At 68.6% G+C, this 15226-nt stretch carries 12 protein-coding genes; 8 read left to right on the top strand and 4 right to left on the bottom strand.

What is annotated here, in order from left to right; all coding sequences use genetic code 11:
- The first annotated feature begins 1 nt into the window (after position 1).
- Together PE061_RS05195 and PE061_RS05190 are read left to right on the top strand one after the other, a co-directional pair.
- On the top strand, positions 2–1312 hold the full coding sequence (locus PE061_RS05195) for an NAD(P)/FAD-dependent oxidoreductase (RefSeq protein WP_271258095.1): 1311 nt from the start codon (positions 2–4) through the stop codon (positions 1310–1312).
- On the top strand, positions 1309–2700 hold the full coding sequence (locus PE061_RS05190; RefSeq protein ID WP_271258094.1) for a sodium-dependent transporter: 1392 nt from the start codon (positions 1309–1311) through the stop codon (positions 2698–2700). The genes PE061_RS05195 and PE061_RS05190 overlap by 4 nt, the downstream gene beginning before the upstream one ends.
- A 12-nt stretch (positions 2701–2712) precedes the next feature.
- Here PE061_RS05190 and PE061_RS05185 read toward each other — a convergent pair whose 3' ends face one another.
- Positions 2713–3306, bottom strand: a complete 594-nt coding sequence (locus PE061_RS05185; protein ID WP_271258093.1) for a TetR/AcrR family transcriptional regulator — start codon at positions 3304–3306, stop codon at positions 2713–2715.
- Between the two features lie 122 nt (positions 3307–3428).
- On the opposite strand from PE061_RS05185, the gene PE061_RS05180 reads away from it, so the two are divergent.
- The 6 genes from PE061_RS05180 to pip all read left to right on the top strand — a co-directional run bounded on the left by PE061_RS05180 (position 3429) and on the right by pip (position 11084).
- Positions 3429–5603: a TonB-dependent receptor gene (locus PE061_RS05180; RefSeq protein WP_271258092.1), complete on the top strand. Its 2175-nt coding sequence runs from the start codon at positions 3429–3431 to the stop codon at positions 5601–5603.
- A 66-nt stretch (positions 5604–5669) separates the two neighbouring features.
- Positions 5670–7016 carry an aspartate aminotransferase family protein gene (locus tag PE061_RS05175; protein WP_271258091.1) on the top strand — a complete coding sequence of 449 codons (1347 nt, stop codon included), beginning with the start codon at positions 5670–5672 and terminating at the stop codon, positions 7014–7016.
- On the top strand, positions 7016–8557 hold the full coding sequence (locus tag PE061_RS05170) for an AMP-binding protein (RefSeq protein WP_271258090.1): 1542 nt from the start codon (positions 7016–7018) through the stop codon (positions 8555–8557). Before PE061_RS05175 ends, PE061_RS05170 begins: the two co-directional genes overlap by 1 nt.
- Entirely contained in the window at positions 8554–9915 is a 1362-nt protein-coding gene (locus tag PE061_RS05165) for an APC family permease (protein ID WP_271258089.1), read from the top strand. Before PE061_RS05170 ends, PE061_RS05165 begins: the two co-directional genes overlap by 4 nt.
- A gap of 29 nt (positions 9916–9944) precedes the next feature.
- Positions 9945–10067, top strand: a complete 123-nt coding sequence (locus PE061_RS05160) for a hypothetical protein (RefSeq protein ID WP_271258088.1) — start codon at positions 9945–9947, stop codon at positions 10065–10067.
- Positions 10068–10130: 63 nt separating this feature from the next.
- Entirely contained in the window at positions 10131–11084 is a 954-nt protein-coding gene (pip, locus tag PE061_RS05155) for a prolyl aminopeptidase (protein ID WP_271258087.1), read from the top strand.
- 18 nt (positions 11085–11102) lie between these two features.
- Here pip and PE061_RS05150 read toward each other — a convergent pair whose 3' ends face one another.
- From PE061_RS05150 to PE061_RS05140, 3 genes are all read right to left on the bottom strand, one after another.
- Positions 11103–12152: a GGDEF domain-containing protein gene (locus PE061_RS05150; RefSeq protein ID WP_271258086.1), complete on the bottom strand. Its 1050-nt coding sequence runs from the start codon at positions 12150–12152 to the stop codon at positions 11103–11105.
- Positions 12153–12290: 138 nt separating this feature from the next.
- A complete protein-coding gene (locus PE061_RS05145; RefSeq protein WP_271258085.1) occupies positions 12291–13661 on the bottom strand; it encodes a DEAD/DEAH box helicase in 1371 nt (456 codons plus the stop codon).
- 108 nt (positions 13662–13769) lie between these two features.
- On the bottom strand, positions 13770–15191 hold the full coding sequence (locus PE061_RS05140) for a sensor domain-containing diguanylate cyclase (protein ID WP_271258084.1): 1422 nt from the start codon (positions 15189–15191) through the stop codon (positions 13770–13772).
- Positions 15192–15226: the final 35 nt, after the last annotated feature.

Here is a 15226-nt window from a genome sequence, read left to right as displayed (position 1 = left end):
CATGCGGCCGGACGCGGCGGCCGACGCCGTCATCATCGGCGCCGGGATCATGGGCTGCTCCATCGCGCTGGCGTTGGGACGGCGGGGCCGGCGCGTCGCGGTGATCGACCGGCTGCCGGCGGCGGGCTACGGCTCCACCTCTTTCTCGTCCGCGATCATACGGCCCTATTATTCGACCTGGGAAGGCTGTGCGCTCGCCTGGGAGAACCACTTCCACTGGCAGGACTGGCGCGCGTTCGTCGAGGCGGACGAGACGACGGAGGTCGCCCGCTACATCGAATGCGGCTGCCTCGTCCTGCGCAGCGCCTCGGACCGCTTTTCCACCCGCTCGCTGGACCTCATGCGGCAACTGGGCGTGCCCTGCGAACTGCTCGGCACGGATGCGCTTCAGGCCGAACATCCGGGCATCGACGTCGCGAGCTTTCAGCCCGTTCGCCGTATCGACGACCCGCTGTTCGGAAACCGGGCCGAGGACCCGCTGATCGGCGCGCTCAAGGTGCCGGGGGGCTACATAAACGATCCGCAGCTGGCGGCGCGGAACCTGCAGGCCGCGGCGGAGGCGCACGGCGCGCGATTCCGCTTCCGGGCCGAGGTCGCGGCGATCCGGCGGGCGGGCGGCGCGGTCGAAGGCGTGACGCTCGCGGACGGAAGCCGGATCGACAGCCCGGTCGTGATCAATGCAGGCGGCCCGTTCTCGACCGCCGTCAACCGGCTTGCCGGCGAGGACGTGCTGGCGGGGATGCAGGTGACGATGCGGGCGCTGCGCAACGAGGTCGCCTATCTCGACGCGCCGCCCGGGCTTTCCGGCGGCCACGCCCGCGTGCTCTCCGACGGCGACGGAGGCGTATACATGCGGCCCGAGACCGGCGACCGGCTGGTGGTGGGCTCGCTGGAGCCGCCCTGCGACACGCTGGAATGGGTGGACCCGGCTGCGCTGGACGGGAATTTCACCGACCAGTGGACCAACCAGGTCTGGCGGGCGGCGCTTCGCTTCCCGGACCTGCGCATTCCGAACAAGACCAGCGGCATCGTCGCGCTCTACGATGTCAGCAGCGACTGGATTCCCGTCTACGACCGGTCGGACCTGCCCGGCTATTTCATGGCCGTCGGCACCAGCGGCAACCAGTTCAAGAATGCGCCGATGGTCGGGGAGCTGATGGCGTCTCTCGTCGAGTACGTGACGGCGGGCGGAGACCATGACGCGCAGCCGCTCGAGTTCACCCTGCCGCGGCTCGATCTTCCGCTGAACCTCGGTTTCTTCTCCCGCAGGCGCATGCCCAGCGCGGAGTCCAGCAACACGGTGTTCGGGTGAGCGCGGACGATACGGCGGCGCGTGAGAAAGGCCACGCCCACTGGACATCGAACCTGACCTTCATCCTGTCCGCCATGACCGCCGCGATCGGTCTCGGCAGCATCTGGAAGTTTCCCTACCTGGCCGGCTCCGGCGGCGGCGGCGCCTTCGTCGTGGTCTATCTGCTGACCTGCGCGATCATCACCGTGCCCGTGCTGATCGCCGAGCTGATGCTGGGGCGGCGCGGGCAGGCCGACCCGGCGACGGCGATGCGGCGCGTGGCGACCGACGTGGGGGCGAGCCCGCGCTGGGCATGGATGGGCGGGGCCAGCATTCTGGCGGTGTTCGCCATCGGCACCTATTACAGCGTGGTCGGCGGCTGGGTGTTCGCCTACACCGCCAAGACCGCGACGGGGCAGTTCCGGGATCGCCCGGCGGCCGAGGTCGTCGGCCTCTACGATCGCTTCATGGCCGATCCGTGGAGCCTTGGGCTCTGGCACGGGCTGTTCATGGCGGCGACCGTGTTCGTGATCGCGTTCGGCATCCGCAAGGGGATCGAGCGTTCGTCCGAGATGTTCATGACCGCGCTGCTGCTGATCCTGCTGCTGCTGGTCGGCTACGCGATGGTCGAGGGCGACTGGCAGCGCGGGCTCACCTTCCTGCTGAAGCCCGATTTCGAGGCGCTGACGCTGCGCAACATGCTGACCGCCGTCGGCCTGTCCTTCTTCACCATCGGAACGGGCATGGCGATCATGATGACCTACGGGTCGTACCTGACGCACCGCATGTCGATCGCGGCGTCGGCCATCAAGGTGGCGCTGTCGGTGCCCGTCTGCGCCATGATCGCGGGCTTCGCCATCTTCCCGCTGGTGTTCGCCAACGGGCTGGACCCGGCGGGCGGACCGGGGCTGGTGCTCGTCACGCTGCCGATCGCCTTCGGGCAGATGCCGGGCGGCACGTTCTTCGGCACGCTCTTCTTCATCCTGGCGAGCTTCGCCGCGCTCACGTCCGCCATCGCGGGCATGGAGCCCTCGGTCGCCTGGTCGGAGGAGCGGGGGATACCGCGCGTCGCCGCCGCCATCGTCATCGGCGTCGTGAGCTGGGTTCTGGGTCTGGGCACGGTGTTGTCGTTCAACCTCTGGGCGGACTGGCACCCCCTCGGTTTCCTCGCGCCCTTTGCGGGAATGACGGTGTTCCAGATCGTCGACTTCATCACCTCGAACATCATGCTGCCGCTGATCAACATCCTGATCGCGCTGTTCGTGGGCTGGATCATGCCGCTGCCCATCCTCGAGCAAGAACTCGGCGCCGGGCGGCCGAAGCTGATGCGGCTGTGGCGCTTCCTGCTGCGGCTGGTGGCGCCCGCGCTCATCGCGGCGGTGCTGCTCGCCGGTATCATCGGAAGCTGAAACGATCGCGCTCTAGCGCTTGAGAAAGCCGCGCGTGAACAGGCGGATCATGAACGCGTTGCGTTCCGAGATCATCGTCTTCGAGTACATGGACTTGCCGAACGCCTGCTGGGCGAACGGCTCGATGACGGCCGGGCCGATGAAGTCGAACACCATGTAGATCGCGGCCCACTCGCGGTCGACGTCCGCTTGCAGGAAGCCGAGCCGCGCATTGTTGTCCACGAACTGGCGCATCACGGCCAACATCTCGTCGAACAGCGCCTGGCTGCCGGGCGTGCGCTCCATCAGCGACATGCGCGCGTACATGAGCGCATCCCGGTCGCGGGGAATCCAGTCGAGCGCATCCTCGACCGCCTGTTCGAGCACCTCTACGGAGGAATGCTCCAGCACGGCCGCATAAAGCGCGCGAATCTCCTCGAGAACATGCGCGTCGATGGCTTCGCGCAGGCCGTCCTTCGATCCGAAATGCGTGCGCACCAGCCCGAGCGAGACACCGGCCTCGGCAGCGATCTCGCGCAGGCCCACGGCAGCGAAGCCCCGTTCGGCGAACAGCTTCATCCCGGCCTTCAGAAGCTGGCGGCGGCCCGGGGCCTCGACCTGACTCACGATCGTGTTCCTTCAAAACAGGACTATACAGACGTATACATTCGTTATATACGGTCGTATACGCGAGGGGAAATTAGACACGATCCCGATCTGGATTTCCAGCGGGCAGCAGGGAGGGGCTCATGGTTTCGATGATGAAGAGGTGCACGGCAGGCTTGCTGATCGGCGCGGCGGGTCTGGCCGTCGCCACAACGTCGGCGCTGGCGCAGGAGGAAGGCGTCGCGGAGCGCGAGGAAATCGTCGTCACCGCTCAGCGGCGGACGCAATCCATTCAGGACGTGCCGATCTCGATTTCGGCGCTCAGCACCAAGGACATCGAGCGCGCCGGCTTTACCGAGTTCGACGACTATGCGACGCGTATCCCGAACCTCAGCTTCTCCGCATCCGGTTCGAGCTCGACGGACGGCGCGCTGTCCATCGCGATCCGCGGCGTGTTCGGCAACAACACGACCGGCTTCTACATCGACGATTCGCCGCTGCTGGCGACGCTCAATCCGCGCGTCGTCGATCTGGAGCGCATCGAGGTGCTGCGCGGCCCGCAGGGCACGCTCTACGGCGCGCGCTCGATGGGCGGCACGGTGCGGCTCATCACCGTTCAGCCCGATCTCGACGCGGTTTCCGGCCGTGCGCACGCGCTCGTATCGGGCATCCGCGAGGGCGGCACGAACTACGGCTTCGACGGCGCGGTGAACGTGCCGCTGGTGCCCGGCGTGTTTGCCGTGCGCGCGGTCGGCTACGTCCAGGAGAACGGCGGCTTCATCGACCGCGCGCCGCGCAACGATGCGCCGACGCCGTTCCCGGTGCGCAAGAACATCGACAGCGGGTCGGTGCGGGGTGTGCAGCTTTCGGGCCTGCTGTCGCTGGCGGGCGGCGATCTCACCATCGCGCCGCGCATCATGTACGAGCGCACCGAGCGCGACGGCCGCACGCAGGCGGATTTCAGGGCGGGCAACCGCGTCAACCTGCGCCAGTACGACATCGACGAGCCGAGCGAGAACGAGTGGACGCTCGCGACGCTCACGGCGACGTACAACGCCCCGTTCGGCACGTTCCTCGCCGCGACCTCGTGGTTCGACCGCAGCTACAACGATTCCGAGGATTTCTCGGAATGGACGACGGCAGTGCTCGGCTTCCAGGGCGCGTCCACGACCTATTCGGAAACCGACCAGAAGATCTTCAGCCAGGAATTGCGCTTCGTGTCGGGCTGGGACGGTCCGGTCGATCTCACGGCGGGTCTCTTCTACCAGCGCTCGAAATCGGACTGGCGCTTTCCCACCACGATCGTCGAGGGCTTCTCCGACGATGCCTTCAATCTCGACAACCCCACGAAGATCACCGAGAAGGCCGCGTTCGCCGAGGCGACGTGGCACGTGACCGACGCGCTCCGCATCATCGTCGGCGCGCGCGCCTTCAGGAACGAGGTCGATTTCAATCTCCGGCAGGGCGGTGACTTCATCGGCCCGGACGAGTTTTACGCGGGCAGGCAGAGCGAGAAAGGCGTAACCCCCAGGGTTGGCGTCCAGTACGATATCGACGACGACCGGATGCTGTATTTCACCATGTCCGAAGGCTTCCGCGTCGGCGGCGTGAATTTCTATTCGGCCGCGCTGTGCGAAGCGGAGATCGAGGGTCTCGGCCTCGGCGACACGACGACGTTCGATTCGGATTCGCTGCGCGCCTACGAGGCGGGATTGAAGTCGTCCTGGCTCGATCGCCGCATGACGGTGAACGTCGCCGCCTTCCGCATCGACTGGAAGGACCTGCAGCAGCGGCAGGGGCTCGGCTGCGGCTTCTCGCTCAATGTCAACGCGGGCGAGGCGCGGCTTCAGGGTGCGGAACTGGAATTCGACCTGCTGCCGTTCGACGACACGCGCATTCTCTTCAACGTCGGCTACGTGGATACGGAAATCACCGACACGGGCGGGCTCAGCACGGTCACGCGCGGGCAGGCGATCCAGAACGTGCCGAAGTGGACGTGGAGCGTTGCGCTCGACCAGGATTTCAAGGTCGGTTCGATCCCGGCTTTCCTGCACGCCGACTATTCCTACACCGGCGGCAGCTGGAGCGGGAACAACAACCCGACGACGCCGCTGCGCCGGCCTGCATTCAAGGTCGCGAACGCGCGGCTCGGGGCGGAATTCGGGCTGGGCAGGATCGCGCTGTTCGTCGACAACATCTTCGATGAAGCGGCGAACTACGCGGACATTCCCCCGCTCGGCGTGCAGACGCCCGGTCGGCCGCGGATCGTCGTCAACCAGCCGCGGACGATCGGTATCGAGTGGCGCCGCAATTTCTAGCGCCCGTTTTCAGCACAGGGGCGCGCCCGCATCGTTCATGGGCGCGCCGCCACTTCGGAGATCACGATGTCTGATGCAACGCCTCGCAAGGCTGCGGCGCTCGAGAGGCTGCGCGCCCGCACGCGGGGCTCGGCGGCGATGCGCCCGCGCGCCGCGCGGCTGCTCGCGCTCGAGGCGGTTCCCACCTTTGCGATGCCGGTGCCGCTTTACATCGAAAGCGGCGACGGGGCGTGGATGACGGACGTGGACGGCAACGCCTACCTCGATCTCGCGATGGGCTTCGGGTCGCTCGTCCTCGGCCACCGCCCGCCCGAGGTGGTGGCCGCGATGCACCGCCAGATCGACAGGGGCTGGCACACGATCCTGCCGGGCACCGCCCAGATCGAGCTCGCCGAGCTGCTCGCGGAGGCCGTGCCGTGCGCCGGGAAAGTAGCGTTCCAGAACTCGGGCACGGAAGCCACGATGTTCGCGATGCGGCTCGCGCGCGCGTTCACGGGCAAGGACCGGGTCGCGGTGTTCGGCGGCGGCTACCACGGCACGCACGACTATGCGCTGGTGCAGGAAGACCCGACGACGCCGGAGGCGGCACCGGGCATCAGGACGGTCGGCGGCGGCATTCCCGGCGCGGTGCGCGACCGGACGATGCTCGCGCTGCCCTATCGGAACGCGGCCGCGTTCGATCTCATCCGCAAGCACCGGGACGAGCTGGCGCTGGTCGTGATCCAGCCCGTTCAGAACACCGTGCCGCATCTCGACAACGGCGCCTATCTGCGCGACCTCAGGGCGGTGTGCGACGAGGCGGGCGTGCTCCTGATGTTCGACGAGGTGGTGACGGGCTTCCGCCTCGCCTACGGCGGCGGGCAGGTCTATTACGGCGTCACGCCCGATCTCGCGGCGTTCGGCAAGATCATCGGCGGGGGCACGGCTGTCGGCGCGGTGTGCGGCCGCGCCGATATTCTCGGGCTGTTCGCCAAAGGCGGCACGGCGGGCGTGTTCGCGGGCGGAACCTTCAACGGCAATCCGCTGACCATGGCCGCGGGCGCGGCGACGCTGCGCGCGCTGAAGGCGCGCAAGGACACGCTCTATCCCGCGCTCGAGGCGCGGGGCGCGCGCATGGCCGGAGCGGTTGCCGCGCACTGCGAGACGCACGAAATGGACGTGACGCTGATGCACGCCGCGTCGATCCAGTGCTTTCATTTCCGGAAAGGCCCGATCCATTCCTTCCGCGAGACCTACCCGAGCAATCGCGCCGCCGAGGAGGCATTCTACGCGCTCGTGCTCGATCGCGGCGTGCTCCTGCCGAGCTTCCACGTCTATTTCCTCTCCGCCGCGCACGACGACGCCATGATCGACCGCGCCACCGGCGCGTTCATCGAGGCGCTCGACGATTGCCGCGCCGACGGGCTGCTGTGATGAAAAACGACGATCTTCTGGCCTGGGACCTGCTCGAGGCGCAGGCGGAAACGCTTGCAGGCAAGGACTTCCTGCGGTTCCACAGCGGGCGTGTCAGCTACGCCGCGATTCTCGCGCTTGCCGAGGCCACGGCCGGGCGGCTCCACACCGCCGGCGTTCGCCCCGGCGACATCGTGCCGACCTTCTTGCCGAACGGCATCGCCGCCGCCGCGGCATGGTTCGCGCTCATGCGGCTGGGCGCGGTATGGGCGCCGATCAACACCGAGTTCCGCGGTGCCCAGCTGGTCGCCGCGCTGAACGCGACGGGCGCGCGGCTGATCGTCCTGGCGCCGCACTTCGCCGAACTGATCGCCGGCGTGCTGCCCGATCTCCCTTCGGTGCAGGATGTGATCGTCGTCGGCGCGCCTGCACCCGACATGGGCCCGGTCCGCGTCCGCGGTCTGGAAGACATCGCGGCGGAGACGCCTGCGCCGTGCGCCGGCGTGGAGCGCACGACGATCGCCATGATCCAGTTCACGTCGGGCTCGACGGGCGTGTCGAAGCCCGTGCAGCTCAGCCACGGCTATCTCGTCGGGCAGGCGCGGCTCACCTCGCGCCATTTCGATTTGAGGGAGAGCGATGTCGTCTATTGCCCGTTCCCGCTCTATCACTGGGATGCGACCATCGGCACGGTGATGGGATCGCTCGTCACGGGCGCGACGGCCGCGCTCGGCGAACGCTTCAGCGTCTCGCGCTTCTGGGACGATATCCGGGCCTTCGACGCCACGATGTTCGATTTCATGGGCTCGACGCTCACCTTCCTCTATCAGCGCCCGCCCGATCCGCGCGACCGCGAGCATCGCGTCCGCCTCGCGTGGGGGCTGCCGATGCCGGAATTCCGCGCGGACTTCGAGGCCCGCTTCGGCTTCCCGCTGTTCGAGGGCTACGGCAGCACCGAAGGCGGCGTGTGCGTGTTCCAGAACCTCGGCGAAACCTATCCCAAGGGCAGCTGCGGCCGGACCGCGCCGGAGTTCGCGCTCAAACTGCTCGACGACGCAGGCAATCCGGTTCCCACCGGCGAGGTCGGCGAGATCGTCACGCGGCCCCACGATCCGACGCTGATGTTCAGCGGCTATCTCGGCATGCCCGAGGTGAACGCGGAGCTGATCCGCGACGGCTGGTATTACACGGGCGACCTCGGGCGGCTGGACGCGGCGGGCAATCTCTATTTCGCGGGCCGGAAGAAGGACATCATCCGCCGCCGCGGCGAGAACATGTCGGCGCTCGAGATCGAGCGCGCCATCGAGACGCATCCGGCGGTGTTCGAGGCCGCGGCGTTCGGCGTGCCGAGCCCGGCGACGGAGGAGGACGTCGCCGTCGCGGTGGTGCTCCGCCCCGGCGCCGTGCTCACCGACGACGAGCTGCGCGCCTACTGCGAAGGGCGCATGGCGCGCTACATGGTGCCGGAGCACGTCCTGTTCCTCGACCTGCTGCCCAAGACGCCGACCGAAAAGATCGACAAGCCGGCGCTGAAACGCCTGTTCGCGGAAACGCGCGGGTGAGCGCACCCGGCCTTCGGCGCACGCTCACGCCGTTGCAGCTGGCCGCGATCGGCATGGGGACGACGATCGGCGTCGGCTGGATCGTCGTGACCGGCGGCTGGATCGCGCGCGCGGGACCGCTGGGGGCCGCACTCGCGTTCCTCGTCGGCGGCGCGGTGATGGGGCTCGTCGCGCTCTGCTACGCCGAGGCCGCGACGCGGGCGCCGGAGGCGAACGGCGAGTACGGCTATGTCTCGATGGCGTTCGGGCGCGGCTGGGGCTTCGTGGTCGGCTGGAGCGCGCTTCTCGGCTACGTCGGCATCTGCGGCTTCGAAGGGCTGGCGCTCGCGTGGCTGCTCGGCGTGCTGGTGCCGGATTTCACCGGGCCGACGCTCTACACGTCGGTCGGCGTGCCGGTGCGCCTGCTCGACCTTGCCGTCATCATCGGCGGCGCGCTGTTCTTCACCGCGATCAACTATTTCGGCGCGCGCCAATCGGCGCGCGTGCAGGTGGCGGTCACGGTGGGCAAGGTGCTGCTGAGCTTCGGATTCGTCGCCATCGGTTTCGCCGGAGGTACGCCCGCCAATCTGGAGCCGGGGTTTCTGCCTGCGGAGGCGCCGTGGCGCGGCGTGCTCGCCGTGCTCGTGATGGTGCCGGCGTGGTTCTGCGGTTTCAACGCGCTGCCGCAGGCGCTCGGCGAGGCGCGGGAACGCCCGGCGGCGCGCGCGCTCGCCGGTTTGCTCGGCATGGTGATCCTGCTGACGACGCTGTTCTACGTCGCCGTCATCACCGCCACCGCCTTCGCCGCGCCGCGCGGTGTCCTCGACGGCGCGGAGCTTCCGGTGGTGGCGGCGATGGAGGCGGTGGCGGGTCCGTGGGGCGGCCGTATCGTGCTCGTCGCCGGCGTCGTCGCGCTGCTCAGCGCGTGGAACGCGGCGATGTTCGCGGCCTCGCGGCTGCTCTATGCGCTGGCGCAGGACGGCGCCCTGCCGTCAGCGCTCGCGTGCGTGCATTCGAAGAACGGCACGCCCGCGAACGCCGTGCTGTTCGTGGGCGTGATCGCGCTCCTCGGCGGTCTCGTGGGCCGCGCCTTCATCGAACCGCTGGTGCAGATCGGTGCGATGGGCTTCGCGGTTGCCTTCATCGGCGCCTGCCTGTCGAGCCTCGCGCTCCGGCGCGGCTCGGGAGCTGGCGGCTTTCCCGTGCTGGCTGCGTGGGTGGGGGTGCTCGCGCTCGCGGGCGTGGCGATCTATTCGGCATGGACGATCCTCGCGGACGCGGGCGAACGCCTGCCGGAGGCCGCGGCGCTGGCGCTCTGGGCGGGTCTCGGCGCGGCGATGTGGGCGTTCGCGCGCGCCCGGAAGGCAAGGGTCTCGTGACGGCGCGCGGCAGGCCGGAGCGCCCAGTCATGGTATCTGCCCATGCGGACGTGTTCCGCCGCTACCCGGAGGACGGGCCGGAGCGGTTCCGCGCGTCGCTCGGGGCCGATGCCGCAAGCGCCGTCACGGTGCCGCTACGCCCCTGGCGCTAAAGGGCAATTGTCTTTGCGACCGCGATGCGGCATCGCTCCCGCCGGACGAACGAGGAGCGGGCGATGGGTGCGTTGCGGACACTGTATCCGGCGATCGAGCCGTATGAATCGGGTATGCTCGACGTGGGCGACGGGCATCGGGTCTACTACGAGCGATCGGGGAAGCCGGGCGGCAAGCCCGCGGTGTTCCTGCACGGCGGCCCCGGCGGCGGCTTCTCGCCCGCGCACCGGCAGCTGTTCGATCCCGATGTCTACGACGTCATGCTGTTCGACCAGCGCGGCTGCGGCCGGTCGCTGCCCTACGCGTCGCTGGAGGCGAACACCACGTGGCATATCGTGGCCGACATCGAGCGGCTGCGCGCGCTCGTCGGCGCCGAGACATGGCTGGTGTTCGGCGGCTCATGGGGCTCGACGCTCGCGCTCGCCTACGCCGAAACCCACCCCGAGCGGGTCAGCGCGCTGATCCTGCGCGGCATCTACATGTGCACGCGGCCGGAACTCGCGTGGTACTACCAGTTCGGTGTCTCCGAGATCTTCCCGGACAAGTGGGAGCGGTTCGTCGCGCCGGTGCCGGTGGCGGAGCGCGGCGACATGATCGGCGCCTACCGCCGCCTGCTCACTGGAGACGACGAGGCGGCGAAGCTCGCCGCGGCGAAGGCGTGGAGCGTCTGGGAGGGCGAGACGGTCACGTTGCTGCCCGATCCCGCGCTCTCCGAATCGTTCGGCGATGGCCACTATGCGCTCGCCTTCGCGCGGATCGAGAACCACTATTTCCATCACGGCGCATGGCTCGAAGAGGGCCAGCTATTGAAGAACGCCGGACGGCTCGGCGGCATTCCGGGCGCCATCGTGCACGGCCGCTACGACATGCCGTGCCCCGCGCGCTACGCCTGGGCGCTGCACAAGGCCTGGCCCGACGCGGCGTTCCATCTCGTCGACGGCGCTGGACACGCCTATTCGGAGCCGGGAATCCTTCACCATCTCATCGAAGAGACGGATCGCTTCAGAAACGCTTGAGGAGAAGCGAGCGTCCGCTCAGGCAGCGTGCGCGGCGGGCTTGGGCGTGGCCGCGCCTTCCAGCTCGTCCTCGCCGACGACGCGGTTGCGGCCCGTCTCCTTGGCCCGGTAGAGCGCCATGTCGGCGCGCTCGACGAGCGTGTCGACCGTGTCGTTCCAGCGCAGCTGCGCGATGCCGAGCGACAGGGTGATGCGGCCCACCTCCTTGTTGCTGTTCTTGGCCCGCACGCTGCGCGACGAGATGTAGTCGCGGATCTGCTCGCAGATGTCGTGCGCGGCCTGCAATGTCTTGCCGGGCAGCACGATCACGAACTCCTCGCCGCCGAAGCGCGCGGGGTAGCCGACGCCGTGCGAAAGCTGTTCGAGGCTCTGGCCGACGAGGCGCAGCACCTCGTCGCCCATGCGGTGGCCCCACGTGTCGTTGAACTGCTTGAAGTGGTCGATGTCGCAGAAGGCGAGGCAGAGCGGCTTGCGGTCGGCGAGCGCGCGGCCCGCCTGCGCCTCCAGATACGAGGTGAACGCCTTGCGATTCGAAAGGCCGGTGAGCGGGTCCGTGCGGCTTTCGGTGCGCGCCGTCTCCAGGTCCTGCTTCAGCATGTTGATCTCTTGGCCCGAGATCGCAAGCTGGGCTTCCAGCCGCTCGGTCTTGTCGATCATCGCGCCTGTCGCGCTGACGAGCTCGGCGAGCAGCGCGCGCTGTGTGTCGACGTCGCCGGCGGCGTTGATGCTGTTGGAGCTTTCCCGCAGCGCGCGGCTGTAGTCCTTGGCGTTGCCGCCGGTCTCCTCGACATAGTGCGCCATGCGCTTCAGCTGCGCCTGCGTCTGGTCGATGAGCACGCTGAGGTCGGAGGGCAGCGAGGCGCCGTAAAGCTCCCGGCGGATATTGTGCATCGCCCGCGTCGAGACCCGGCCGACCGTCTGCATCACGGCATCGACGGCGACGCGCAGCTCGGGGTCGGACCCGGTGACGTAGCGATACCAGAATTCATAGTTCGCGGGCGTCGGCGCGATCCCTCCAGCCTCCATGTGCTGTCGGATTTCGTCGAATATCTGCCCCGTATCTGTCATCTGGCCCGCCGAATGTCCCCTGAGGCCCGCCCGCGGCGTTTCCGTGCCCGTTTCGGCACACGGAAGCCCCGACCGGCCGGCCCATTCATGCAGACCTATCGCAGGCTCTGGTTAAAATTTCCGAAAAGGCCCGTAAAATCAGGCGCGCGCGGACACCGAAAGGAAGTCGGGGACCGGGCCGTTCCAGCTGCCGTCGTCGATGTCCTCGTCGCGGCGCGGCCGGGGCGCGGCCCGGGATGCCGGTGCTGGTGACGGTGTTGGAGCCGGTGCCGGCGCCTGTTCGGCGGGCGGCGTCGCGGCGGGCTTGCGGTCGCCGTCCCGGGCGCGCTTCCCGCCCCTTGCCCTCGCGGCGGGCGCGCGGTCGTCCTTGCCGCCGTCGCCGGTATCGGCCTGCGGCGCATTGCCGCGGCGGTCGATGCGCACGCCGATCAGCTTCTCGATGTCGGCGACGAGCTCGGCGTCGGCGGGGGTGACGAGCGTCACCGCGATGCCGGTCTTGCCGGCGCGGCCGGTGCGGCCGATGCGGTGGACGTAGTCCTCGGCGTTGAACGGCACGTCGTAGTTGAAGATGTGGCTGACGCCCTTGATGTCGAGGCCCCGGGCGGCGACGTCCGACGCGACGAGGATCGAGATGCGGTCGGCCTTGAAGTCCTCCAGCGTCGACAGGCGGTCGCGCTGCTCCATGTCGCCGTGGATCTGCCCGGCGCGGAAGCCGTCGCGCTTCAGCGAGTCGGCGAGCTCCTTCACGTCGCGCTTGCGGTTGCAGAAGACGATCGCGCTCGTCACTTCCGCAGCGCGCAGCAGGCCGCGCAGCGCCTGCTTCTTCTCGCGCGGCCCGGTCATCAGCAGCGACTGCGCGATGTTGGCGTTGGTGCTCGATTGCCGCGCCACCTCGATCATGCGCGGGTCCTTGAGGAAGCGGTCGGCGAGCTTCTTGATGGGCGGCGCCATGGTGGCGGAGAAGAGCAGGCTCTGCCGGTTCGGGCCGAGCAGCGAGCAGATGCGCTCGACGTCGGGGATGAAGCCCATGTCGAGCATCCGGTCGGCCTCGTCGATGACGAGGATGTCGACGCCCGACAGCAGGATCTTGCCGCGCTCGAACTGGTCGAGCAGGCGGCCGGGCGTGGCGATCAGCACGTCCACGCCCTTCTCCAGCGCCTTGTCCTGATCGCCGAAGCTGACGCCGCCGATCAGCAGCGCCATCGAGAGGTTGTGGTTCTTGCCGTACTTCAGGAAGTTCTGCGCCACCTGGTCGGCCAGCTCGCGCGTCGGCGCGATGATGAGCGAGCGCGGCATCCGGGCGCGGCCGCGGCCATGGGCGAGGATGTCGATCATCGGCAGCACGAAGGAGGCCGTCTTGCCGGTGCCCGTCTGCGCCACGCCGATGATGTCGCGGCCCATCAGCACCAGCGGAATCGCTTGCCGCTGGATGGGGGTCGGCTCGTTGTAGCCGCTGTCGGCAACGGCCGCGAGAAGCTCGTCCGAAAGGCCGAGGGCGTGAAAGCTCAAATTCAATGACCTTGTGCAGGCGTTAAAGAAAGGCCCTGCGCGGCGCTTTTGGCGCTTCCCGGCCAAATGTCAAGAAAGCCGCGTACCGGGGGCCGACGAAATCGTGTCTCAGCGGACGATCTGCACCCGGTCGCGGCCCCCGGTCTTGGCGAGATACATGGCCGCATCGGCGGCTTTCAGGGCGTCGGCGGGCGCGCATCCGCGCGCCATTGCCGCCACGCCGACGCTGATCGTCACCGGCACGACGCCCTCGGGCATGTCGTCGGTGTCGGAGCACGCCTTGCGCAGCGCCTCGCAGAGACCCGCCGCCTGATCGAGGCTGCGGCCCGGCATCAGCACGGCGAACTCCTCGCCGCCGAGCCGCCCGACGAGCCCGTGCCGCCCGACGATGGCCGTGGCGAGTGCGCCGACATGACGCAGCACGGCATCGCCGACGTCGTGGCCGAAACGGTCGTTGACGGACTTGAAGTGGTCGACGTCGAACAGCGCCACCGAAAAGGCGGTGCCGTTCGCGTTGGCGGCTTCGCCGGCGGCCTCGAGTCGGGCAAGGAACATGCGCCGGGAGGCGGTTCCGGTCAGCTCGTCCGTCGAGGCCTGCCGCTCGGCGATCGCGGCGAGCGCGTCGCGCTCGTCGAGCACCGAGGCGACGGGGAGCGCCGGGAGGAAGGCGACCGCCAGGAAGAACTGGAAGAAGTAGATGCGGTCGGCAACGTCTCCGGGCATCAGGGCGATCGGCCCGGAGCCGATGGTCGTGAAATAGGAGCCGATGCAGGCGACGGTGACGATGGCGACCGTGGCGCCCGCCGAGCGCAGGCGGAACGTCGTCAGCAGCATCGGCGGCAGCAGCAGGAACAGCATCGGCCAGCGCGTCTGCGCGAACACCATGACGCTGAGGCCCGTCACCAGCGCGAACAGCGCCGCGGCCTCGATTACGCTGCGGCCTTGCAGGAACGAGCGCTTCCCGGACCAGATCGCGAAGACGATGAGCAGGATCGGCGTCACCAGCAGCAGCCCGAGCGTGTCGGAGGCGAACCACGACAGCCAGCTGCGGCCCATCGCCTCGTCCACCGCCGCGGACATGAACGGCGCGCTCAGCGAGGCCGAGAATGCGGCAGCGACGAGGGACGATGCGATGAATTTCAGGAGATGGTCGGGGTGCTCCAGCTGCAGCGGCCCGCCGATCAGGCGCCGCGTGAGAAGCGCGGCAAGGGCGGCCTCGGCGATGTTGACCGCGGCGAAGGGGGCCGCCGCGAAGGCCGGATAGCCGCCGAGCAGGTTGGCCGCGAAACCGGCGACCCAGACCGAGACGACATAGGGAGTCCAGCGCCGTGTCGGCACGACCAGCAGCGCGGCGAGCACGAGCGCGTTCGCGGCCCACACCGTCGCCATGCCGACCGACCACGTCGTCAGGCGGATGTTGATGAGCGCGACGACGAAATGCGCAAGGCCGATGACGAGCGGACCCGTGGTGAACGGGCCCTTTGCCCGCACCGCGCGCTTCTCGATCGTGTAGAAGCCCTGATTCAGCATGAGTCCCCGCCCGTTTCAGGGCGCGATATAGCGTG

It is taken from the genome of Sphingosinicella microcystinivorans (assembly GCF_027941835.1).
GTDB lineage: Bacteria > Pseudomonadota > Alphaproteobacteria > Sphingomonadales > Sphingomonadaceae > Sphingosinicella.
Note: the sequence above shows the minus strand (reverse complement) of the source record. Positions and strands in the feature narration are given on the sequence as shown.